Consider the following 20,631-nt stretch of genomic DNA (forward strand, 5'->3'; position numbering starts at 1 on the left):
CCTTGGGTTCTCGGTTGTGCCGCGGAAGCCGGACGGCTCCCGCGCCTGACGCCCGCGTTGCGCCGTGCCGCGAAGGACCGAGGGGCGCTGACACCAGCCGTTGCCGGCCGAGATGTCGGGGCGTGCGAAGTCGACCCGGTGACCCGGGTCGCCACCAGAAGTGTACGGGACCCAGGAGGCCCCGGGTGACGCCGCTGTCCACAACTTCCGAGTTGTCCACAGACTCCGGCGGACTCGGACGGGGTGCGGCACGGTGGGCGCATGTCTGGGATGCGTGCGGTGCGGTGGGCGGGCCGGTGGTGCGGGGCGGCGATCGGTGCGGCGGCGGGGGCTGCGGTCGCCCTGCTGGCCTCGGTGGCGTGGGCGGCCGGAGGCGGCCCGGCCCCGCCGGGAGCTTCGCGCGCGCCGTCCGCCCCCTCCGCGCCGGCCACTGCGATCTCCCCGGCGGCGTCCCCTGCGTCGTCTCTGGCGTCCTCCCCGGCGCCGCCGGACGGCGTAGCGGTACCCGCGGTGGCACGGGCGTGGCCGGTGGGCGTGCGGCCCAGGGTGCTGCGCGGCTGGGAGCCTCCGGCGTCGGCGTACGGGCCGGGGCACCGCGGCGTGGACCTGGCCGCCGCGCCGGGGGCGCCGGTACGGGCGGTGGCGGCGGGCCGGGTGTCCTTCGCCGGGCGGGTGGCGGGACGGGGCGTGGTCTCGGTGGAGCTGACGGGGACGGGCGACCCGCCGCTGCGCACGACCTACGAGCCGGTGCGGGCCACGGTCGGCGAGGGCGACGCGGTGACGGCGGGCCAGATCGTCGGCGTGCTGGAGGCGGCAGGCCCGCACTGCGGGAACGGCTGCCTGCACTGGGGCCTGCTGCGCGGGGAGGAGTACCTGAACCCCCTGCTCCTGCTCCCCCCATGGCTCCTGAACACCGGCCCCCCACGCCTGCTGCCGGTCCTGGAGGTCGCCCTGCCATGACCCGAACGGGCCGGCGGCTGGCGCGGCGGAGGCAGTGGACGGCGGCGGGGCGCGGCGACCGGGCGCGCCGAGCGACGGCGGCAGTGGACGGCGGCGGGGCGCGGCGACCGGGCGCGCCGGGCGGCGACCGAGCTCTCCGGGTGGCGACCGCGCCCGGCAGCAGCGGCACCCGGGGGCCGCCGAGCCAACGGCGCGTCCCGGCTTCAGCCCCGCCTGGCTTCAGCCCCGTATCCGGCTCCGTCCGCGGCGGGGCGCGGCACGGACGGCGGGGCGGCGGCGAGGCGCGGCAGCGGGGTGACGGCCCGTCCCGGCTTCAGCCCCGCCTGGCTTCAGCCCCTGTCCGGCTCAGTCCGCGGCGGGGCGCGGCAAGGTCGGCGCGGCAGCGGCGAGGCGCGGCAGCGGGGTGATGGCGGCGCCGCCCGCTCCGGGCGACCTCCGCACCCGGCGGCCGCTGCCGAGCCGACGGCCCGTCCCGGCTTCAGCTCCTGTCCAGCTCCGTCCACGGCGGGGCGCAGCACGGACGGCGGGGCGGCGGCGGGGCGCGGCAGCGGGGTGACGGCCCGTCCCGGCTTCAGCCCCGCCCGGCTCAGTCCTCGGCGCGGCGCGGCGAGGCGGGGCGGAAGGGTTCAGCCCTGTACGCCGCGCAGCGCCATCCGCACCGTCGCCTCGGCGATGGCCGAGGGTTCCTCCGCCACGCCCAGTTCGATCCTGCGCACGGCCGCGTCCACCGTGCCCTGGAGGAGCATCGCCGCGAGGCGGGGGTGGTCGTGGCCCAGTTCCGCCAGAGCCTGGACGATCAGCGTGATGAGGCCGCCGTGGGCGGCACGGATCCTCTCCCGCGCGCCCGCGTCCAGCTCGCTCGCGGAGATCGCCACCACGGCCCGGTGACGGCGGTCGCCGACCAGCTCCAGTTGCGTGCGGACGTATGCCTCGACCTGGGCCTCGGGGCTCCCCGCCGCGGCCATCGCCGCCGCCACCTCCGCGGCCCAGACCGGGATGTCGACCTCGCACAGCTCCTCGACCACGGCGGCCCGGGACCGGAAGTACTCGTACACCGATGAGCGTGCCAGCCCGGTCCGCTCGGCCAGGGCCGGGAAGGTCAGCGCGTCCGTCCCGCCCTCGGACAGCAGGGTCCGCGCCACGTCCAGCAGGGCGGCTCGCTGCATCGACCGGTGCTCGGCCACGGAGGCCGCTCGAATCCTTGGCACGCCCCCACTGTACGGAGGCGCTACTCGGAGCGGGAGCGCGTCCGTGCCGGGCTGGCCACGTCCGGGCAGGGCCCGGCCGGTGCTGCCCACGTCTGGCCCGCGGTGCGGTCGGCGTTCCGCCTCGTGCGGCGCGCCTCCGGCCTGGCGCGGCCCGCGCCCAGCGCGGCGCAGCCCGCGCCCAGCGCGGCGCAGCCCGCGCCCAGCCCGGTGCGGCCCGCGTGCGGCCTTGCGCGGACCGCCTCTGCAGCCCGTGCGGACGCGGCCGGGCCGGTCAGCGGCCGAAGCTCGCCAGCTTTCCGCGCAACTGGAGCACGGACTTGGTATGGATCTGGCTGACCCGGCTCTCGGTCACGCCGAGCACGTTGCCGATCTCGGCGAGGGTCAGGCCCTCGTAGTAGTACAGCGTGACGACGGTCTTCTCGCGCTCGGGCAGCGTGTTGATCGCCCGTGCCAGGAACCGCCGCAGCTCCCGGTCCTCGGCGACCTCGACGGGATTGTCGGCGGCGGTGTCCTCCAGCGTGTCCATGAAGCTCAGGCCGTCGCCGTCCTCCCCGCCCACGTGCAGCAGCTCCTCCAGCGCCACCACGTTGGCCAGGGACAACTGGCTGAATACCGCGTGCAGCTCCTCCACCGCGATGCCCATCTCGGCGGCCACCTCGCCCTCCGACGGGGTACGCCGCAGCCGGGCCTCCAGCGTCGCGTACGCCCGCTCGACGTTGCGCGCCTTCTGCCGCACGGAGCGCGGGATCCAGTCCAGCGCCCGCAGCTCGTCGATCATGGCGCCCCGGATCCGGGTGATCGCGTACGTCTCGAACTTGATCTCCCGGTCGACGTCGAACTTCTCGATCGCGTCGATCAGCCCGAAGACCCCCGAGGACACGAAGTCGGCCTGCTCCACGTTGGGCGGCAGCCCGACGCTCACCCGTCCGGCCACGTACTTCACCAGCGGCGAGTAGTGCAGGATCAACTGCTCGCGCAGCCGGTCGTCCCCGGTCGCCTTGTACGACCGCCACAGCTCGTCGAGCGTCGAGGGAGCGGGCGGGCGCACGCTGCCGCCGTCGCGGGCGGCGGGCGGGGCCGCCGTCCGGTCGAACCCGGAGGTGTGCTGGGGCATTCGTCGCCTTGCGCTGTTCTGCCGTCGGGTGCGGCGTCCTGGGTGAATTGTCGGTGTACGTGCGAGAGAGGGCGGAGATGGGCGCTGCTGCGTCGGAACCACGTGAGCGTAGCGTGACTGAGGTGTCGCGATGCGCGAACGAGGACGCCCCGGGCGTGCGCGGACACGCTCCCCAGGGCACTTCGGCGGCCCATCTTCATCACTCAGGGTGAGTGATCCCCGGTGGCGGCGGCGGGTATTTCCGCAGGCACCGGCATTCCCCCGGACGGCCGAACACGCTCTGTCATCGCTCCTCGCGGCCTGGCCGGATCGAGTTCATCGCCTGGCGTGTCAACTTCCATCCTTCGCCTTGCCGTTCGGCGTAACCAAGCGCTCGGAGTTCGTACAGTCGCGCGACCGCGTCGTCCGTCGTGGTCCGTGCGCCGCGGGCGACCTCGGCCGCGCCGACCACGCCGCGAGCGGGGAGCGCGGCCAGGACCTGCCGGGTGTCGGCCTCCAGCAGGTCGCGCGGGAGGACGGGGCCGCGCCGGTCCGGCGCCAGCTCGCCCATGTCCCCGACCAGCTCGACGACCTCCGCAGCGTCCGTGACCAGCTCCGCCCCGCCGCGCAGCAGTTCGTGCACGCCCGCGGAGAGCGAGCTGGTGACCGGGCCCGGCACCCCTATGGTGTGCCGCCCGAGCCGCCGCGCGGCCCGCGCGGTGACCAGGGAGCCGCTGCGGTAGGCGGCCTCGACGACGACGGTGCCCCGGGTCAGGGCCGCGATGACCCGGTTGCGGACGACGAACCTGCTCGGCGTCGGATGCTCCCCCGGCGGCAGCTCGCCGATCACCAGACCCTGCTGGGCGATCCGGTGGATCAGCTCGGCGTGACCGCGCGGGTAGGGCCGGTCGACGCCGCAGGCCAGGACCGCGACGGTGGCGCCCCCGCTGCCGAGCGCGCCGCGATGGGCGGCGCCGTCGACTCCGTAGGCGCCGCCGGAGACCACCACCCAGCCGCGCTCCGCGAGGTCGGCGGCGAGCATCGCGGCCATGTGCGCGCCGTACCCGCTGCACGCCCGCGCGCCGACCACGGCGACCGAGCGCAGCGCCCACAGGCGCAGACTGGGCGCACCGCGCACCCAGAGTCCGGTGGGCCGGGCGTCCGACAGGTCGTCGAGCTGGGCGGGCCACTCGGCGTCGCCGGGCCGCACGAACCGCACGCCCGCCGCGCGCGCCTGGGCGAGGTCCTGCTCCGGGTCGGCGCGGGCGGCGCGGGCGCACAGCCCGGCCCACCGCCGGTCGGAGGCGCCGGCGAGCCGCGGGCCGCCCTCGCGGAGCCTGCGGGCCACCGTCGCGGCGCCCAGTTCGCGCACCCAGCGGCCGCCCGCGGGGTCGCCGGGTTCGAGGACGCGGCTGAGGAAGACCCGGGCCAGCAGATCGCCGCGGTCGCCGCCGTCCGGGGCGCTCACGCCGGCCCCCCGACGGACAGGGGCACGCCGCGCGGCACCCCGGTGCGCAGTTGCAGGGCGAGCGCGACGTCGCCCGCGCCGGGCCGGTCGTGACCGGCCAGGTCGGCGACGGTCCAGGCGACCCGGAGCACCCGGTCGAGTCCGCGGGCGGTGAGCGCCCCGCGCTCCAGGCTGCGCTCGGCCTCCTCCAGCACGCCGGGTGCCGGATGCCAGCGGCTGCGCAGCTCGCGGCCGGGGACGTCGCTGTTGGTCCGCCAGGGCGTGCCCGCGAGCCGGGCCGCCGCCCGCTCCCGGGCGGCCCGCACGCGGGCGGCCACCGTCGCGGTCGACTCGCCCCGGGCCCCGGCGCCGGTGAGCTGCGAGCGGGTGACCGGATCGACCTCGACCCGCAGGTCCACCCGGTCGAGCAGCGGCCCGGAGAGGCGGGCCTGATAGCGGCGGATCGCGGCCGGAGGGCACTCGCACAGGGGGTCGCGCAGCGAGAACCGGCCGCACGGGCACGGGTTGGCCGCGAGCACCATCAGGAAGCTGGCCGGGAAGCGCACCACCCCGGCACTGCGGGCGATCACCACGTGCCCCGCCTCCAGCGGCTGGCGCAGGGCGTCCAGGGCGCGGCTGCTGAACTCCGGGGTCTCGTCCAGGAAGAGCACGCCGCGGTGGGCGAGGGAGACGGCGCCGGGGCGGGCGATGCCGTGTCCGCCGCCGACCAGCGCCTGCATCGTGGCCGAGTGGTGCGGGGCGCAGTACGGGGCGCCGTCGATCAGGGGCTTGCCCGGCGGCAGCAGTCCCGCCACCGAGTGGACCGCCGTGACCTCCAGGGACTCCTGCCGGTCGAGGGGAGGCAGCACGGCGGGCAGCCGCTCGGCGAGCATGGTCTTGCCGGCGCCGGGCGGCCCTTGCAGGAACAGGTGGTGTCCGCCGGCGGCGGCGACCTCCACGGCCGTCCGCGCGGAGGTCTGGCCCACCACGTCGGCCAGATCGTGGCCGTGGTCGTGCTGGACGGCGCCCAGGCCGCCCATGCCGTCCGCGCCGGTGGCCGCTCCCGTGCCCGGCATCCGCAGTCCGGCCAGGAGCGGGTCGGGGCGGCCCCGGTCGTCCGGTTCCTCCTCGGGGACGGGCTCGTCGGTCAGCACGGCGATGAGCTGGCGCAGGCTGCGGACGCCGAGCACGGCGACGCCGGGCACCAGCGCGGCCTCGGCGGCGGCGCACTCGGGCACGACCACCTGCTCGTATCCGGCGTCGGCGGCGGCCAGCACGGCCGGCAGGATGCCCCGCACGGGGCGCGCCCGGCCGTCCAGTCCGAGTTCGCCGATCATCACGACGTCGGCGAGCACCCGGGGGTCGATCCGCTCGGCGGCGCCGAGCACCGCGCAGGCCACGGCCATGTCGAAGCCGCTGCCGGCCTTGGGCACCGAGGCCGGGCTGAGTCCCACGGTGAGCTTCTTCTGCGGCCACTCCGCCCCGGAGTTGACCACGGCGGCCCGCACCCGGTCCCGGCTCTCGGTCAGGCTCTTGTCGGGCAGGCCCACCAGGGTGAAGGCGGCGACGCCCGGTTCGAGGTCGGCCTGCACCTCGACGACCACGCCCTCGACGCCGACGAGGGCGACGGAGCAGGTACGCGCGAATCCCATCAGGCCGCCCCCCGCACGTGCTCGACCACGGGCGCGCCGCGCCGGGGCAGCAGGACGCCGACCAGATCGATGCGGACGCCGCCCGGAGGAGCGCCGCCGTGGGACTGGATCCAGCGCTGCGCGAGACCGCGCAGCCGCTCGGCCTTCCGCGGGGTGAGGGCCGCCATCGGATGCTGGAAGGCGCCGGCCCGGCGGGTCTTGACCTCGCAGACGACCAGCACGTCGCCGTCACCGGCCACGATGTCGATCTCGCCGCTTCTGCCGCAGCGCCAGTTGCGCTCCAGGACCGTCAGACCGGCCCCGGCGAGCCGCCGGGCGGCCAGATCCTCTCCGTACCTGCCGAGCGCCCTGCGCGCCTGCTGTGTGCTCATGTCGGCACCACCTCCGGCGCCCACGATGGGGCAGCCGGGCGGGCCGTGTGGATCTTGGTGGACTACTCGCCGGTTGTGGACAATCCCGTCACCCGGGAGGGTGCGCGCGTCAGCCGCCGGGCAGTTCCAGGTCGGTCTTGTTCAGCTCCTCGATGTTCACGTCCTTGAACGTGAGGACGCGCACCTGCTTGACGAACCGGGCTGGCCTGTACATGTCCCACACCCACGCGTCGGCCATCGTCACCTCGAAGAACACCTCTCCCTGGACGGAGTGCACCTGCATCTCGTAGTCGTTGGTGAGGTAGAAGCGCCGCTCGGTCTCGATCACGTATTTGAACAGACCGACGACGTCGCGGTACTCCCGGTAGAGCTTCAGCTCCATCTCGGTCTCGTACTTCTCGAGGTCCTCGGCGCTCATGGCATGTTCCCCTTCAGCCGTGCGGTCCCCCCATTGTGCGCCAGTCCCGCGCGCACCTAGACGATTTCGGTGTCCAGGGTGACGGGCCCGGCCGGGGGACCTTCGTCGAGCAGCGTGCGCAGCAGCTCGGCGAGTCTGGTCGGATACACGGTCTCATGCGACCGGGCCAGTTCCCGGCACGTCCACCAGCGTGCTCCGGCGACGCTGCGCCGCTCCAGTTCGGTCAGGCCGGTCGCCGCGATCGCCGTCTGGGCGGTGCGGGCCAGGTAGTACCACTCGTCCTGGTCCCAGCGCCGGCCGGCGAAGGGGAAGGAGCAGCGGCGGCGCCACAGCACGGGCCCCAGTTCGACCTCGGTGACGCCGGTCTCCTCCGCGAGTTCCCGCAGTGCGGCCTCCTCGCGGGTCTCCTCGCCCTCCAGGCCGCCGCCGGGCGTGAACCACCAGTCGTCGGCCGGGTCGTCCGGCTCGTGGCCGTGCAGCAGCAGGACGCGGTCCGCCGGATCCAGCAGGACCACCCGGGACACCTTGCGCAACCCACCGCCGTGCGCCTGCCGCTCCGCCGCCGGGCCGCGCTCGCCGCTTGAGCGGTGCTCCCCGCCGGGGCTGGGCTCCCCGCTTGAGCCGGGCTCCCCGGGCCCGCGATCGGCGCCGTTCCCGGCCTCAGCGGGCACGGACCGGCTCCGTCCGGCCGCGGGCCCGGGAGGAGGCGCCCAGCCGCTTGGCGATCGGGCCGTAAGCGCCCCCGGCGAGCACCAGGACGGCACCGGCGACGATCATCAGGACGACCGTGCGCAGCGGCCCCGGCTCGGACAGGGCGCCCAGCGCCCGGAACCCGGTGGGGCGCTCCAGCATGCCCTTGGCGGGCCAGACGACGGCGTCCACCCGGGCGCTGACGTCGGAGCGGGAGACGGTGCCCTGGGCCGCGTCGGCGAGGTGGGCGCTGGAGTCCAGGGAGCCCTGGCGTTCGTCGCCGAGCAGGAAGAGGCGGCCCGGGGGCACCTTCACCGTGGGGAAGTTCCTGACCTCGGCGGGGCCGCCCTTCAGATACGGCTCGTCGATCTCCTTGCCGTTCACGGTCAGCTTGCCCTGCCGGCAGCAGGCGACCGTGTCGCCGCCGACCGCCACCACCCGCTTGACCACGGGCGCGTTCTGCACCCAGGACGTGTCGCGGAACACCACGACGTCGCCGCGGCGCACCTCGGCGCCGTCCACGCGCTGGGCCAGCACCCGGTCGCCCATGCCGATCGTGGGCGTCATCGAGCTGGTGGGCACGGTGTAGGGGCGGTAGACCACCGCCGCCCAGGCGAATCCGCCGAGGAAGAGCACCAGGCCCAGCGCCACGGCCAGTCCGGACAGTCGCTGTCCCGTCTTGCCGCCCGCCGGGCCGGTGCCTGTGCCCCCGCTGCGCGGGGCCGTACGCGTCGTGCTCTCGCTGCCCATGGAGCCGCACCCTACCGGGCGGTACCCGGCCGGGGCAGCCCCTCCGGGGCCGCCGCGGAACAGTTCCACGACGGCTTCACAGGAGGCCGCTCAACGACCTGACCTCCAGAGCCGTCCCCCGCAGGGCCTCGCTCAGCGGCTTCCGGAGGCCGCCCCGGCGGGGCCTCGCTCAGCGGCTTCCGGCGGCCGTCCCCGAGTTGCCCGCGCCCAAGCGTCCCCGCGCGGCCGACTGGATCCGGCGGCGGCGCCAGAGCACCAGCGGGACGGCGGCGCTGAGCGCCACACCGCCCGGGGCCGCGGTCAGGGCGCCGGCGGCCGTGGTGTGCTGGCCGATGCCCGGCTGGTCGAAGGTGTCGGGGACCGGCAGGGTGCCCCAGCGGTTGACGGGCCAGGCCCGCACGATGGCGCGGCCGACGACTTCCTTGACCGGGACCATGCCGTGGTGCCGGTCCATCTGGTTGTAGCGGGAGTCGCGGGAGTTCTGCCGGTGGTCGCCCATGACCCAGATGTAGCCCTTGGGCACCGTGACCCGGAACTGGCCGCCTTGGTCGTCGACGCTGCACGGGGTGTTGCCCGGGTAGACGTACGACCCCTCGTTCAGCGGCTTGCCGTTGACGGTCAGCGGGCCGGAGTTGCGGCACTCGACGGTGTCGCCGCCGACGCCGATGACCCGCTTGATGAGGTCCTTCTCCTGCGCGGACGGCATCAGGCCGATCCAGCTCAGCACGGTCTGGAGGCCGTTGGGCTTGGCCGTGGGCTCACCGGCCAGCCAGTCGTCCGGGTCGTGGAAGACGACGACGTCCCCGCGGTCGGGCTCGGAGCCGAACCACGGGGTCAGCTTGTCGACCAGGACCCGGTCGCCCCGCTGAAGCGTGTTCTGCATCGAGTCGGACGGGATGGAGAACGCCTGCACCAGGAAGGTCTTGATCAGCAGCGCCAGGACCAGCGCGATGACGACCAGGATCGGCAGCTCCTTCCAGAAGGAGCGCGGCTTCTTCGCTTCCCGGGAGGGCTCGCCGGGCCCCGCCGTGTCCGTCTGGTTGTGCTCCGTCACTCTGCCGTCCTCGACCGCTTCGCTCTCACCTGCGGGGCGCTCAGCGCGGTGCTCAGCGGAGGCCGCCGCGTCCACCGGACGCCCGCGGTACTCCTCGCCGTCGCTTCCGGACCGTGCGCCCACCGCCACATCCCCCACGCTGACTCCTCACTCTCTGCCGCCGCCCGCACCGTACCCGGCGCAGGCCCACCACTCCCATAACGAGCGGGAGTTCCGCAGGGGTCGGGAGCTGAACCGATCGGTTGGGATCATAGGGGGCAACCCTATGCGACGGCGCCGCGGCGGCGGACGACCCGGCCGCCGGACCCGCCACGGCGGAGAAGGTCTTCGGCTCCTTGAGCGTGGTCCAGTGACCGAACGGCCAGCCGATGACCATGGCCCGGCCCACCACGGACTGCTCGGAGACCGTGCCGCCGTACGGGGTGTCGCGATGGGCGCGGGAGTCGGCCGAGTCGGCCCGGTGGTCGCCCATCACCCACAGCCGGCCGCGCGGGACGGTGACGTCGAACGGGGTGTCGGAGGGGGTGTTGCCCGGATAGAGGTAGTCGCCCTCGTTCAGGGGGACGCCGTTGACGGTCAGCCGCCCCTGGGCGTCGCAGCACTCGACGTGGTCGCCGCCGACGCCGACGACGCGCTTGATGAGGTCCTTCTCGTCGTCGGAGGGCAGCAGGCCGATGAAGGTCAGTCCCTGCCGGACCTGCTTGACGACGACCGGGTCGTGCTTCGCCGGGGTCTGCTCCCCGGCCAGCCAGCCGCCCGGGTCGTGGAAGACGACGACGTCCCCGCGCTTGGGCTCGGAGCCGAACCACGGGGTCAGCTTGTCGACCAGGACGCGGTCGCCGATGCGGATCGTCTGTTCCATGGAGCCCGACGGGATCACGAACGCCTGCACCAGGAACGTCTTGAGCACCAGGGCGATCAGCACGGCCACGCCGACGAGCAGGGGGATCTCCCGCACGGCGGACCGCCTGCGCTTGCGCTTGACCTTGCGCTGGAGCTTGCGCCGCTCGGCGCGGGTGCGCCCGCCGGCCGGCCCGGAGGCGCGCCGGGCCCCGGTGGGCAGCAGGTTCTCGGAGGAGCCGCCCGTCGTGCCGCGCGGTCGGCCGCGGTTACCCATGGTCGCCGCCCGCGTGGCCGGCGGCCGGCACCCGCGCGTAGGCGCCGGGGCGGGTCAGGCGGGCCGCGTCCCGCAGGGGCCACACGATCCAGTCGGCCCGGCCGATCACGGCGCCGACCGGGAGCATGCCGCCGCCCGGGGAGCCCAGGCGGTCGCGGGAGTCGCGGGAGTCGCCGCGGTGGTCGCCCAGCAGGAACAGCGTCCCGGCGGGCACGACGACGTCGAAGGGCGCCGCGGAGGGCGCGTCGCCGGGGTACAGGAAAGCCGACTCGTCGACCGACCGGCCGTTCACGTCGATCCTGCCCTCCTTGTCACAGCAGACGACATGGTCTCCCCCCACGCCCACGACGCGTTTGACGTAGTCCCCGTCACCGAAGTACCCCGTGCCGTCGAACACGACCACGTCGCCGCGCCGCGGCGCGGCCCCGAAACGGTACGCGACCTTGTTTACGAGTACGCGGTCACCGATCCTCAATCCCCGTTCCATGGATCCGCTCGGGATCTGGAACGGCTGCGCAAGGAAGGCGTTGACGAGCAGCAGCAGAGCCAGGCAGGTCAGCGCGCCCAGGGTGAGCCGCCCGCCGGGCGTCGCGTCCGCGATCCGCGCCGGCCACGACGAACGCGACCGCTCCTCCGGCCCCTGTGGGTCCGGGACCGGTTCGGGTCCGGCGCCGGAGGGGCGGGAGGAGCGGTCGCGCTCCGTCGGCTGTGCTTCGGTGTCCATCGGGGCGGAATGCTATCCCGCCCCGCCATGAACTCCGGAAGGCGCTCAGTTGTCGCGCTTCTCCTTGATCTTCGCGGCCTTGCCGCGCAGCTCACGGAGGTAGTACAGCTTGGCGCGGCGCACGTCGCCCCTGGTGACCAGCTCGATCTTCTCCACGATCGGGGTGTGCACCGGGAAGGTGCGCTCGACGCCGACGGAGAAGGAGACCTTGCGGACCGTGAAGGTCTCGCGCACGCCGGAACCCTGGCGGCGGATCACCACGCCCTTGAACTGCTGCACACGGGAGCGGTTGCCCTCGATGACGCGGACGTGCACGTTGACCGTGTCGCCCGGACGGAAAGGGGGGAGGTCCTCGCGCAGCGAAGCGGAGTCGACGGTGTCGAGCAGGTGGGCCATGTCGTCTGCTTTCCTCGCCGATGCCACAGGTCATCGACGGAAACTAGGAAGTCTTCAGGAGGTATGCCGTGCGGTCGGGGCGGGCGTCGTGTCCCCCCGTGGCAGGGGCGCACGCCGGACGGCGCACAGCAGCGGCTCATTGTTCCACGTCATCGGCCCTGCGCCAAAATCGGCCCCACGGCGCCCCGTCGGGGTCGGGGGCCCAGCCCAGGATGGACAGCGTCTCGCGGTCCTTCTTGTCGAACGCGTCGGGGGCGCAGCGCACGATCAGGTCGGGCCGGTGGGCGGCGGTGCGCCGCAGGGCCTCGTCGCGGCGCCAGCGGGCGATCTTCCCGTGATGGCCGCTGAGCAGCACCTCGGGGATGCCCCGGCCGCGCCAGACGGGCGGCTTGGTGTGCACGGGGCCCTCCAGAAGGCTCGCCATCGCGCCGGGCGCGAAGGAGTCGTCGCGGTGCGACTCGGCGTTGCCCAGGACGCCCGGCAGCAGCCTGGCGACGGACTCCGTGACGACCAGCACGGCCGCCTCGCCGCCGGCCAGGACGTAGTCGCCGATGGACACCTCGTAGACGGGCATGCGGGTGGCGTACTCGTCCATGACCCGGCGGTCGATGCCCTCGTAGCGGGCCGGGGTGAAGACCAGCCAGGGCCGCTCGGAGAGCTCGACGGCGAGTTCCTGGGTGAAGGGGCGTCCGCTGGGGGTGGGGACGATCAGCGCGGGCGCGTGGGCGCCGTGCTCGTAGCCGTCGGCGAGGACGGCGTCCAGCGCGTCGCCCCACGGCTCGGTCTTCATGACCATGCCGGGGCCGCCGCCGTAGGGGGTGTCGTCGACCGTGTGGTGGCGGTCGTGGGTCCAGGCGCGCAGGTCGTGCACGTGCACGTCGAGCTGCCCGCGCGCGCGGGCCTTGCCGACCAGGGAGACGTTCAGCGGTTCCAGGTACTCGGGGAAGATCGTGACGACGTCGAGGCGCATCAGGACTCGTCCCGGGAGGAGGCGATCTCAGCCCGGTCGTCGATCAGCCCGGGGGGCGGGGCGATGACGGCGCGCTGCTCGGTCAGGTCGATCGCGGTGACGATCTCCTCGACGAACGGGATCATGACCTCGCTGCCGTCGGGGCGCTCGACGATGAACAGATCCTGGGAGGGCAGGTGCGAGATCTCGGTGATCCGGCCGACCTCCGTCCCGTCCTCGGTGACCACGTCGAGGTCCATGAGCTGGTGGTCGTAGTACTCGTCCTCGTCCTCGGGCAGTTCCTCCGGGTCGACCTCGGCGATGAGGACGATGTTGCGCAGCGCCTCGGCGCCGGTGCGGTCGCTCACGCCCGCGAAGCGCAGCAGCAGGCGGCCGCTGTGCACCCGTCCGGTCTCGATGGTGAGCGGTCCCGCGGAGGCGGGATCGGTGGCCAGTACGGCGCCCGGCGCGAGCCGCAGCTCCGGTTCGTCGGTGCGTACCTCGACGGTGACCTCGCCCTTGATGCCGTGGGCGCGGCCGATCCGCGCGACTACCAGCTCCACGTGTGCACATCTCCTGTCATACGACTGCGGGCCGGGGACGGCCCAGTGGCCCTCCCCGGCCCGAGCCGGTGTGCGAAAAGCGTCAGCGGACGTGGTCCACGTCGACGAGGTCGACGCGTACGCCGCGACCGCCGATGGCGCCGACGACGGTGCGCAGCGCGCGTGCGGTGCGGCCGTTGCGGCCGATCACCTTGCCGAGGTCCTCGGGGTGCACCCGGACCTCCAGCACGCGTCCGCGGCGCAGGTCGCGCGAGGCGACCTGCACGTCGTCAGGGTTGTCGACGATGCCCTTCACGAGGTGCTCAAGCGCCTCTTCGAGCATGCTGCTCAGGCCTCGGTCGACTCGGAGGACTCGGCGGCGGCCTCGTCCTTCTTCTCAGCCTTCTTCTTCTGGGTGATCGCCTCACCCTTGCCCTCGTCGTCGCCGCCCAGCGCCTCGAACGACGGACGCGCGGTCTTCTCCTGCGGCTGGAGCAGCGGCGCAGGGGCGGGCTCGCCCTTGAACTTCTGCCAGTCGCCGGTCTTCTTCAGGATGGCGAGGACGGCCTCGGTCGGCTGGGCGCCGACGGAGAGCCAGTACGCCGCGCGCTCGGCGTCGACCTCGATGCGCGACGGGTTCTGCACCGGGTGGTACAGGCCGATCTCCTCGATCGCCCGGCCGTCACGGCGGGTACGGGAGTCGGCGACGACGATGCGGTAGTGAGGCGAACGGATCTTGCCCAGACGCTTCAGCTTGATCTTGACTGCCACGGGAGTGGGTTCTCCTGGATTTGACGTGGTAGGGCACGGCGGAACGCCGCGTGGGGTTGCGGTACCCGAGTGCCCGACGGACGCGTCAGCCGGAGGAGAGAGGGGTCCTGTGCGGCTGTCGAGTACAGCTTGCCATTGTGCCATACGTGGCACGGCGGCTTCAGCGCGGGGCGGAGGGCGGCCCGCGCGCGAGGAGGAGTGCGGATAACGCGCCCGCGCGGGAGGTGCATGGCAGGGCGCGCGGGAGGTGCGGGTAGGGCTCCCGCGCGTGGGAGTGCGGGCCGTCCCCTCGGCGGGCTCGGGCAACGCGAAAGGTAGGACCCCCGCGCGCGGGGGTGCGGGCGCACGGCGGCCCCGAGCGGGGGCACCCCCGGCATAGGGCACCCGCGCGCGGGGGTGCGGGCGAGCGCGCGGGGCCGCGAATCGCGAAGTGCGGGGTGCGGGCAGAGCGCCCGCGAGCGCCCGCGCGGGATGTCCGGGCACGCGTCGGGGCATACGTCCGGGCAGGACAGAGCGGCGCCGGGCTCGGCCGGGGCCCCGTAGCCCCGGCCCGGCGCCGCCTCCGCCTGCCGGACCGCGTCCGCGGCTGAGGCGCGGCTGCCACGAGCAGCCGCGCCTCAGCTCGCCGACGCGCCCACGGCCTCCGGGATCCGGAACGGCTTGCCGCACCCGCCGCACACGATCGGGGCCTGGGCCAGGACCGAGGGGACGACCCGGACGTTGCGCCCGCAGTCGCAGACCGCCTTGACCCGGACCCCGCCCCCGGAGGAGCCGTGGCGGGCGGCCGGGCCGCGGAAGGCCCGGCCGGTGTCGGCGGCCGTGGCGGCCGTGTGCGCCTTCAGCGCGCGTTGAAGGCGCTCGATGGTGGTGCGGTAGCGCCGCTTCGCCTCGGGACTGAGCGTGACCAGGGAGAAACCGCTGCTCGGATGCGGCTCGTCCGGGTGGTCGAGGCCCAGTTCCTCGGCGACGGCGAGGAACCGGCGGTTGTGGTAGCGGCCGGCGCGGGAGGTGTCGCGCACCCCGCGTGCGGCGGCGATTCCGTGGACTGCCTCATGGAGCAGTCGCTCGAAGGAGAGTTCGTGCCCGCACGCGGACGACGACTCCCCGATCAGTGACTCGGGCGCGGCGAGATCGGGCAGCTCGGGGTGGTGCCGTTGGATGTCGGCCCACGCCTGCGCCAGCTCCGCGGCGAGAACAGGTGGTGTCTGTGTCGTGCTCACGTAATAAGAACGAGCGAGGGCGCCAGTGTGTTCCGATTCCGGGGCATCCCAAATATTTTGCACGTACCCGTCAGTTGCCGCTGATGCGTCCGGACGAGGGCGGGTGCGCTGATCTGCGGAGAAGCCGCACAGCCCCGCCCAAGGTGGTGCGTAGCCCCGCGTACGCCCCGGCGCGTAGACCGCCGCGCCCGCGGGTGCGGCGGTGCGCCCGCCCCGGGCAAGAGGTGTTTCGGCCGCTTTCCCCGCGGAAGCCTTCCCTGGGCACGGCGTGCGCGTCGGCCCTGACGTTACCGGGCGCTCCCCCGGCGCTCCGCACCGGCCCGTCTCGGCGGCCGCCGGGCGGGCGGCCGGTACCCGGGTCGCCGGGATGTGACGTCCGGGACCGGGGCGCCTTAAGGGGACGACCGAGCCCCCCACGACCCCTGGACGCGAGGGGAAGCGGGGAGTTATCTGGCATACGGGCAGTGCGGGCGTACTGCACGGGGGCCATGGAACCGGACACAGCGGCATCTCTCGTCGGATTGGGGCGCTTATCCATGACACCTACGCTCGTGCGCGGGCATGTCCGTCACGCGGGGCGGACGCCCCGGGTGGACTCGCGTGCCCGCGCGCGTGACTGGTCCGAGATCCAGGAGCGGATGCTGGTCCCGCTCTACCAGGCCGTCTACGAGCGACTGGAAGTGGGCGGCGGCACCCGGCTGCTGGCCCTGGGCTGCGGCACCGGACTGGCCCTGCTGATGGCGGCGTCCCGGGGGGCGGCGGTCACCGGGACGGACTCCGACTTCCCCGAACGGCTCGCCCTCGCCCGGCGGCGGCTTCGGCCCGGGACGGCGAACCCTGGCGGGTCCGCCGGGTCGCCGCACGCGCGGGCGGACGTCCGGATCGTCGACGGGCCGCCCGACGGCGACGGCCTCGCGGACGCGGTCCGCCCCGGCGCGGCCCGGTTCAACCTGGTGACGGCCTTCGAGCCGATCGGCGGGCTGCCGGGCGACGCGGAGGGGCTGGAGCGGCCGCTCGCCGCGGCGGCGCCGCTCGCCGAGCGCGGGACCCCCGTCGTGCTGGCCGGCTGGGGGCCGCCCGAGCGGTGCGCCACGTCCTCGGTGCTGCGGGTGGCGGGCCGGCCGGCCGATCCGCCGCGCGGCGCGGTTCCTCCCGCCGCCGCCCGCGACGACTTAGAGGAGGCGGCACAGAACGCCGGCCTGCGTCCGGACGGCTCCGGGCGGGTGGCCTGCCCGTTCGGGTACGCCGACCTCGACAGCGCGGTGCGCGGCATGCTCTCCACGGGACTGTTCGACGCGGCCGTCGCCGCGAGCGACCGCCACCAGGTCGGCAAGGAGCTGACGGAGGCGCTGCACGCGCACCGCCGCCGGGACGGCACCGTGTGGATGCCGAACGTCTTCCGGTACCTGATCGCGCGGGTTCCCTAGCAGACGCCGTCAGGGCCGGACCGGTCCTCCGCGGCGCCGTCGGCGGCGGCTCCGTCGCCGACGGCGCCACGGGAGTCGGTGGTGTCAGCGGCAGGGCGGGCGTCGGTGATGGTGTCGACGTCGGCGGTGGTGTCGACGTCGGCCTCCAGGTCCTTCTTCAGGCGGGTGATGCCCGCGACCCGGTAGGCGTCGGCCTCCTCCAGGGTCTCGTTCTCCAGCAGGGCGGCGGCCAGCGCGTCCAGTCGGCCGCGGTGGTCGCGCAGTTTGCCGCGCGCCTCCTCGTAGCACTCGTCGACGATGCGCCGCATCTCGGTGTCGATGGCGTCCAGCGTCTGCGGGGCGGCGGAGAGGCCGTACGCCTGCTGGGCGTCGCCGGGCAGCGCCGACAGCCGGCCCAGGTGCTCGCTCATGCCCCAGCGGCCCACCATGCCGCGGGCGATGTCGGTGACCTGTTCGAGGTCGTTCTCCGATCCGGTGGTGACGACGCCGTAGACCATCTGCTCCGCGGCCATGCCGCCGAGCGCGCCGATGATCCGGCCGCGCAGGTAGTCCTCGGTGTACGCGTACTTGTCGGACTCCGGCGTCGACAGGGTGACGCCGAGCGCCCGGCCGCGCGGCACGATGGTGATCTTGCGGACGGGGTCGGCGCCGGGCTGGAGCATGCCCAGCAGGGCGTGCCCGCTCTCGTGGTACGCGGTGCGGCGGCGCTCGTCCTCGGGCATCACCAGGGCGCGCTCGGCGCCGAGCTGGACCTTCTCCAGCGCCTCGGAGAAGTCGGCCCGCGTCACGTCCCGCTGGCGCCGCCGGACCGCGAGCAGCGCGGCCTCGTTGGCGAGGTTGGCCAGTTCGGCGCCGGTCATGCCCGGAGTCGTGCGCGCCACCCGGGCCAGGTCGACGTCGGGGGCGAGCGGGATGTCCCGGCTGTGGATCCGCAGGATCGCCTCGCGGCCGCCCCGGTCGGGCGGCGCGACCTGGACCAGCCGGTCGAAGCGGCCCGGACGGGTCAGGGCCGGGTCCAGGACGTCGGCGCGGTTGGTCGCGGCCAGCACGATCACGCCCTCGGCGCCGGAGAACCCGTCCATCTCGGTCAGGATCTGGTTCAGCGTCTGCTCGCGCTCGTCGTGGCCGCCCATCGAGGCGCCGCCGCCGCGCGCCCGGCCTATGGTGTCGATCTCGTCGATGAACACGATCGACGGGGCCACCTTGCGCGCCTCCGCGAACAGCTCGCGCACCCGGGAGGCGCCGACGCCCACGATCATCTCGATGAACTCGGACGCGGAGGCGGAGAAGAAGGGCGCCCCCGCCTCGCCGGCCACCGCACGGGCCAGCAGGGTCTTGCCGGTGCCGGGCGGCCCGGTGAGCAGCACGCCGCGCGGCATCTTGGCGCCCATGCGCCGGTAGTCGTCGGGCCGCTTGAGGTAGTCGACGACGTCGTCCAGCTCGCCCTTGACCTCGTCGATCCCGGCCACGTCGGCGAACGTCGTGCGCTGGGCGCCCGGCAGCAGTTCGACGGGCCGGGGCGGCGCCTTGCGGCCCAGCAGACCGCCGGGGCCGCCCAGTCCGGAGCCGATCCGCCGGGCGAAGAAGATCCACAGGGCCGCGATCACCACGATCGGCGCCAGCGACAGCAGCAGGTTGGCCAGGAACCCGCGTTCCTGGACGACCGGCTGGGCGGTGACCGTGACGCGGTGGCTGCTCAGGCTCTGCCACAGCCTGTCCCCGGCGAAGGCGGGGCGCTGCGTCTTGAACTTGGTGTAGGCGCCGCCGCCCGCCGCGGTCCGGGCGCTTTTAAGCTGCCCTTGGATGGCCTCGCCCTTGGAGTAGATCGTGCTGACGTTGCCGGCGTCGACCTGCTTGCTGAACTCGGTGTACGAGATCGTCGGTTCGTCGCCGGCGCCGAAGTAGCTCAGGCCGCCGTAGGCCAGCAGGAAGACGATCACCGCGGTGACGACCAGGCCCCACCACCGGCCGCGCATCCTCCGTCCGCCGGGCCGCCTGGGCGGCTCGTCGGGGGTGCCCTCGGTGCGCCACGGCTGATCAGGTGCCTTGCCCGGCGGCGCGGCATTGCTCATATCTGGACGTTACGGCGCCTGGCGGACCCCGGCACGCGCTGAGGGCGCCCCCCGCGCGGGGGGCGCCCTCAGCGCCGTACGGCCCGGCGGGCGCGGTGCGCGCGGGCCGGGGCGGTCAGCTCGCGGAGTGCTCGGATCCTCGGATCAGCCCATGAACTTCTTGAACTCGTCCGGCAGCTCGAAGTCCTGGCCCTGCTGCGGCAGGCCGAGGGCGCCGCCGCCCTGAGCCGCGGCGGCGCGGCGCGCGGCCTCCTCCTGCTCCTGCTGCTTGCGCTTCATCGGGTTGCCCGAGCGCTGCTTGCCCTTGGCCTGCTTCTGCTGCTTCTTCTGCCGGCCGGGGCCGCCGCCCATGCCCGGGAGGCCGGGCATGCCGGGCATCCCGCCGCCCTGGGCCATGCGGGACATCATCTTGCGGGCCTCGAAGAACCGCTCGACCAGGTTCTTCACCGCGCTGACCTCGACGCCGGAGCCCCGGGCGATGCGGGCGCGGCGGGAGCCGTTGATGATCGTCGGGTCCTGGCGCTCACCGGGGGTCATCGACTTGATGACGGCGGCGGTGCGGTCCACGTCGCGCTCGTCGATGTTGCTGATCTGGTCCTTGATCTGCCCCATGCCGGGCAGCATGCCGAGCAGCTTGGAGATGGAGCCCATCTTCCGGACCTGCTCCATCTGGGCCAGGAAGTCGTCGAGCGTGAAGTCCTGGCCCTTCTTGGACGCCAGCTTGGAGGCCATCTTCTCGGCCTCTTCCTGACTGAACGTCTTCTCCGCCTGCTCGATCAGGGTGAGCAGGTCGCCCATGTCGAGGATGCGGGAGGCCATCCGGTCCGGGTGGAAGGCGTCGAAGTCGTCGAGCTTCTCCCCGTTGGACGCGAACATGATCGGCATGCCGGTGACCTGGCGGATCGACAGCGCCGCACCGCCGCGGGCGTCGCCGTCGAGCTTGGAGAGCACCACGCCGTCGAAGCCGACGCCGTCGCGGAACGCCTCCGCCGTGTTCACGGCGTCCTGGCCGATCATGGCGTCGACGACGAACAGGATCTCGTCGGGCGAGACCGCGTCGCGGATGTCCGCGGCCTGCTGCATCATCTCGGCGTCGATGCCGAGGCGGCCGGCGGTGTCCACGATCACGATGTCGTGGACCTTGGTCCGGGCGAAGTCGAGGGAGTCCTTCGCGACCTTGACCGGGTCGCCCACGCCGTTGCCCGGCTCGGGAGCGTAGACGGCGACGCCGGCCCGCTCGGCGACGACGCTGAGCTGGTTGACGGCGTTGGGGCGCTGGAGGTCGCAGGCGACCAGGAGCGGCGAGTGGCCCTGCTCCTTCAGCCAGTGACCGAGCTTGCCCGCCAGGGTGGTCTTGCCCGCGCCCTGGAGACCGGCCAGCATGATCACGGTCGGCGGCTGCTTGGCGAAGCGCAGGCGGCGCGTCTCGCCGCCCAGGATGGTCACCAGCTCGTCGTTGACGATCTTGAGGACCTGCTGGGCCGGGTTCAGCGCCCGGGACACCTCGGCGCCGAGAGAGCGCTCCTTGACGTTCTTGATGAACGTGCGGACGACGGGCAGCGCCACGTCCGCTTCCAGGAGCGCGATCCGGATCTCGCGCGCGGTGGCGTCGATGTCCGCCTCACTCAGGCGCCCCTTGCCGCGCAGATTCTTGAAGGTCGCTGAGAGGCGGTCGGAGAGAGTATCGAACACGGCGGCGTCGGTCCTCGGAGTCGGGGGCGGTCTGAGCTGCTTTAAGGGTATCCGGCGAAGCAAGCGAATCATCCCCCT

At 74.0% G+C, this 20,631-nt stretch carries 21 protein-coding genes; 2 read left to right on the forward strand and 19 right to left on the reverse strand.

Annotated features, from left to right (window positions below):
- Positions 1-261: 261 nt before the first annotated feature.
- Positions 262-960, forward strand: coding sequence for a M23 family metallopeptidase (locus tag ABZ861_RS17105; RefSeq protein ID WP_361630573.1), 699 nt, complete (start codon positions 262-264; stop codon positions 958-960).
- Positions 961-1,586: 626 nt separating this feature from the next.
- Here the strand turns inward: ABZ861_RS17105 and ABZ861_RS17110 are convergent.
- The 17 genes from ABZ861_RS17110 to ABZ861_RS17190 all read right to left on the reverse strand — a co-directional run bounded on the left by ABZ861_RS17110 (position 1,587) and on the right by ABZ861_RS17190 (position 15,362).
- Positions 1,587-2,144, reverse strand: a complete 558-nt coding sequence (locus ABZ861_RS17110) for a helix-turn-helix domain-containing protein (RefSeq protein WP_361631032.1) — start codon at positions 2,142-2,144, stop codon at positions 1,587-1,589.
- Positions 2,145-2,439: 295 nt separating this feature from the next.
- Positions 2,440-3,282 (reverse strand): RNA polymerase sigma factor WhiG, encoded by an 843-nt coding sequence (gene whiG / locus ABZ861_RS17115; RefSeq protein WP_361630576.1) that lies wholly within the window; start codon positions 3,280-3,282, stop codon positions 2,440-2,442.
- A 283-nt stretch (positions 3,283-3,565) separates the two neighbouring features.
- Positions 3,566-4,729: a DNA-processing protein DprA gene (gene dprA / locus ABZ861_RS17120; RefSeq protein ID WP_361630579.1), complete on the reverse strand. Its 1,164-nt coding sequence runs from the start codon at positions 4,727-4,729 to the stop codon at positions 3,566-3,568.
- Entirely contained in the window at positions 4,726-6,360 is a 1,635-nt protein-coding gene (locus ABZ861_RS17125; RefSeq protein ID WP_361630582.1) for a YifB family Mg chelatase-like AAA ATPase, read from the reverse strand. The genes dprA and ABZ861_RS17125 overlap by 4 nt, the downstream gene beginning before the upstream one ends.
- The gene (locus tag ABZ861_RS17130; protein WP_361630585.1) at positions 6,360-6,731 is read right to left on the reverse strand and encodes a YraN family protein; all 372 of its coding nucleotides are present in this window, start codon (positions 6,729-6,731) and stop codon (positions 6,360-6,362) included. The genes ABZ861_RS17125 and ABZ861_RS17130 overlap by 1 nt, the downstream gene beginning before the upstream one ends.
- Before the next feature lie 109 nt (positions 6,732-6,840).
- Positions 6,841-7,149: a DUF2469 domain-containing protein gene (locus ABZ861_RS17135; RefSeq protein ID WP_358653186.1), complete on the reverse strand. Its 309-nt coding sequence runs from the start codon at positions 7,147-7,149 to the stop codon at positions 6,841-6,843.
- Positions 7,150-7,205: 56 nt separating this feature from the next.
- Positions 7,206-7,682, reverse strand: a complete 477-nt coding sequence (locus ABZ861_RS17140; protein WP_361631035.1) for an NUDIX hydrolase — start codon at positions 7,680-7,682, stop codon at positions 7,206-7,208.
- 127 nt (positions 7,683-7,809) lie between these two features.
- Complete coding sequence (gene lepB / locus ABZ861_RS17145) at positions 7,810-8,589, reverse strand: signal peptidase I (RefSeq protein ID WP_361630588.1); 780 nt, start codon at positions 8,587-8,589, stop codon at positions 7,810-7,812.
- Positions 8,590-8,758: 169 nt separating this feature from the next.
- Complete coding sequence (gene lepB / locus ABZ861_RS17150; protein WP_361630591.1) at positions 8,759-9,781, reverse strand: signal peptidase I; 1,023 nt, start codon at positions 9,779-9,781, stop codon at positions 8,759-8,761.
- Positions 9,696-10,760 carry a signal peptidase I gene (lepB, locus tag ABZ861_RS17155; protein WP_361630594.1) on the reverse strand — a complete coding sequence of 355 codons (1,065 nt, stop codon included), beginning with the start codon at positions 10,758-10,760 and terminating at the stop codon, positions 9,696-9,698. Before lepB (ABZ861_RS17155) ends, lepB (ABZ861_RS17150) begins: the two co-directional genes overlap by 86 nt.
- On the reverse strand, positions 10,753-11,484 hold the full coding sequence (gene lepB, locus ABZ861_RS17160; RefSeq protein ID WP_361630597.1) for a signal peptidase I: 732 nt from the start codon (positions 11,482-11,484) through the stop codon (positions 10,753-10,755). Before lepB (ABZ861_RS17160) ends, lepB (ABZ861_RS17155) begins: the two co-directional genes overlap by 8 nt.
- 45 nt (positions 11,485-11,529) lie before the next feature.
- The gene (gene rplS / locus ABZ861_RS17165; protein WP_361630600.1) at positions 11,530-11,880 is read right to left on the reverse strand and encodes a 50S ribosomal protein L19; all 351 of its coding nucleotides are present in this window, start codon (positions 11,878-11,880) and stop codon (positions 11,530-11,532) included.
- Positions 11,881-12,016: 136 nt separating this feature from the next.
- Positions 12,017-12,850, reverse strand: coding sequence for a tRNA (guanosine(37)-N1)-methyltransferase TrmD (gene trmD / locus ABZ861_RS17170; RefSeq protein WP_361630603.1), 834 nt, complete (start codon positions 12,848-12,850; stop codon positions 12,017-12,019).
- The gene (rimM, locus tag ABZ861_RS17175) at positions 12,850-13,392 is read right to left on the reverse strand and encodes a ribosome maturation factor RimM (RefSeq protein ID WP_361630606.1); all 543 of its coding nucleotides are present in this window, start codon (positions 13,390-13,392) and stop codon (positions 12,850-12,852) included. The genes trmD and rimM overlap by 1 nt, the downstream gene beginning before the upstream one ends.
- An 82-nt stretch (positions 13,393-13,474) precedes the next feature.
- Complete coding sequence (locus ABZ861_RS17180; protein WP_161180513.1) at positions 13,475-13,714, reverse strand: RNA-binding protein; 240 nt, start codon at positions 13,712-13,714, stop codon at positions 13,475-13,477.
- A 5-nt stretch (positions 13,715-13,719) separates the two neighbouring features.
- Positions 13,720-14,142: a 30S ribosomal protein S16 gene (gene rpsP / locus ABZ861_RS17185; RefSeq protein ID WP_361630609.1), complete on the reverse strand. Its 423-nt coding sequence runs from the start codon at positions 14,140-14,142 to the stop codon at positions 13,720-13,722.
- Between the two features lie 617 nt (positions 14,143-14,759).
- Entirely contained in the window at positions 14,760-15,362 is a 603-nt protein-coding gene (locus ABZ861_RS17190; RefSeq protein WP_361630612.1) for a hypothetical protein, read from the reverse strand.
- 536 nt (positions 15,363-15,898) lie between these two features.
- On the opposite strand from ABZ861_RS17190, the gene ABZ861_RS17195 reads away from it, so the two are divergent.
- Positions 15,899-16,789 (forward strand): SAM-dependent methyltransferase, encoded by an 891-nt coding sequence (locus ABZ861_RS17195; RefSeq protein WP_361630615.1) that lies wholly within the window; start codon positions 15,899-15,901, stop codon positions 16,787-16,789.
- Here ABZ861_RS17195 and ftsH read toward each other — a convergent pair.
- Together ftsH and ffh are read right to left on the reverse strand one after the other, a co-directional pair.
- Positions 16,786-18,861, reverse strand: coding sequence for an ATP-dependent zinc metalloprotease FtsH (gene ftsH / locus ABZ861_RS17200; RefSeq protein WP_361630618.1), 2,076 nt, complete (start codon positions 18,859-18,861; stop codon positions 16,786-16,788). The genes ABZ861_RS17195 and ftsH overlap by 4 nt on opposite strands.
- A gap of 144 nt (positions 18,862-19,005) precedes the next feature.
- Positions 19,006-20,553 (reverse strand): signal recognition particle protein, encoded by a 1,548-nt coding sequence (gene ffh, locus ABZ861_RS17205; RefSeq protein WP_361630621.1) that lies wholly within the window; start codon positions 20,551-20,553, stop codon positions 19,006-19,008.
- Positions 20,554-20,631 lie beyond the last annotated feature (78 nt).

This window comes from Streptomyces sp. NPDC046985, assembly GCF_040644415.1.
Taxonomy (GTDB): Bacteria; Actinomycetota; Actinomycetes; order Streptomycetales; family Streptomycetaceae; genus Streptomyces.

Bases quoted from the DNA above. Each gene is read 5' to 3' on its own strand.
- ABZ861_RS17105 (WP_361630573.1), top strand. From the start codon at position 262: ATGTCTGGGATGCGTGCGGTGCGGTGGGCGGGCCGGTGGTGCGGGGCG.
- whiG (WP_361630576.1), bottom strand. From the start codon at position 3,282: ATGCCCCAGCACACCTCCGGGTTCGACCGGACGGCGGCCCCGCCCGCC.
- ABZ861_RS17125 (WP_361630582.1), bottom strand. From the start codon at position 6,360: ATGGGATTCGCGCGTACCTGCTCCGTCGCCCTCGTCGGCGTCGAGGGC.
- ABZ861_RS17130 (WP_361630585.1), bottom strand. From the start codon at position 6,731: ATGAGCACACAGCAGGCGCGCAGGGCGCTCGGCAGGTACGGAGAGGAT.
- ABZ861_RS17135 (WP_358653186.1), bottom strand. From the start codon at position 7,149: ATGAGCGCCGAGGACCTCGAGAAGTACGAGACCGAGATGGAGCTGAAG.
- lepB (WP_361630588.1), bottom strand. From the start codon at position 8,589: ATGGGCAGCGAGAGCACGACGCGTACGGCCCCGCGCAGCGGGGGCACA.
- lepB (WP_361630594.1), bottom strand. From the start codon at position 10,760: ATGGGTAACCGCGGCCGACCGCGCGGCACGACGGGCGGCTCCTCCGAG.
- lepB (WP_361630597.1), bottom strand. From the start codon at position 11,484: ATGGACACCGAAGCACAGCCGACGGAGCGCGACCGCTCCTCCCGCCCC.
- rplS (WP_361630600.1), bottom strand. From the start codon at position 11,880: ATGGCCCACCTGCTCGACACCGTCGACTCCGCTTCGCTGCGCGAGGAC.
- trmD (WP_361630603.1), bottom strand. From the start codon at position 12,850: ATGCGCCTCGACGTCGTCACGATCTTCCCCGAGTACCTGGAACCGCTG.
- ABZ861_RS17180 (WP_161180513.1), bottom strand. From the start codon at position 13,714: ATGCTCGAAGAGGCGCTTGAGCACCTCGTGAAGGGCATCGTCGACAAC.
- ABZ861_RS17195 (WP_361630615.1), top strand. From the start codon at position 15,899: ATGACACCTACGCTCGTGCGCGGGCATGTCCGTCACGCGGGGCGGACG.
- ftsH (WP_361630618.1), bottom strand. From the start codon at position 18,861: ATGAGCAATGCCGCGCCGCCGGGCAAGGCACCTGATCAGCCGTGGCGC.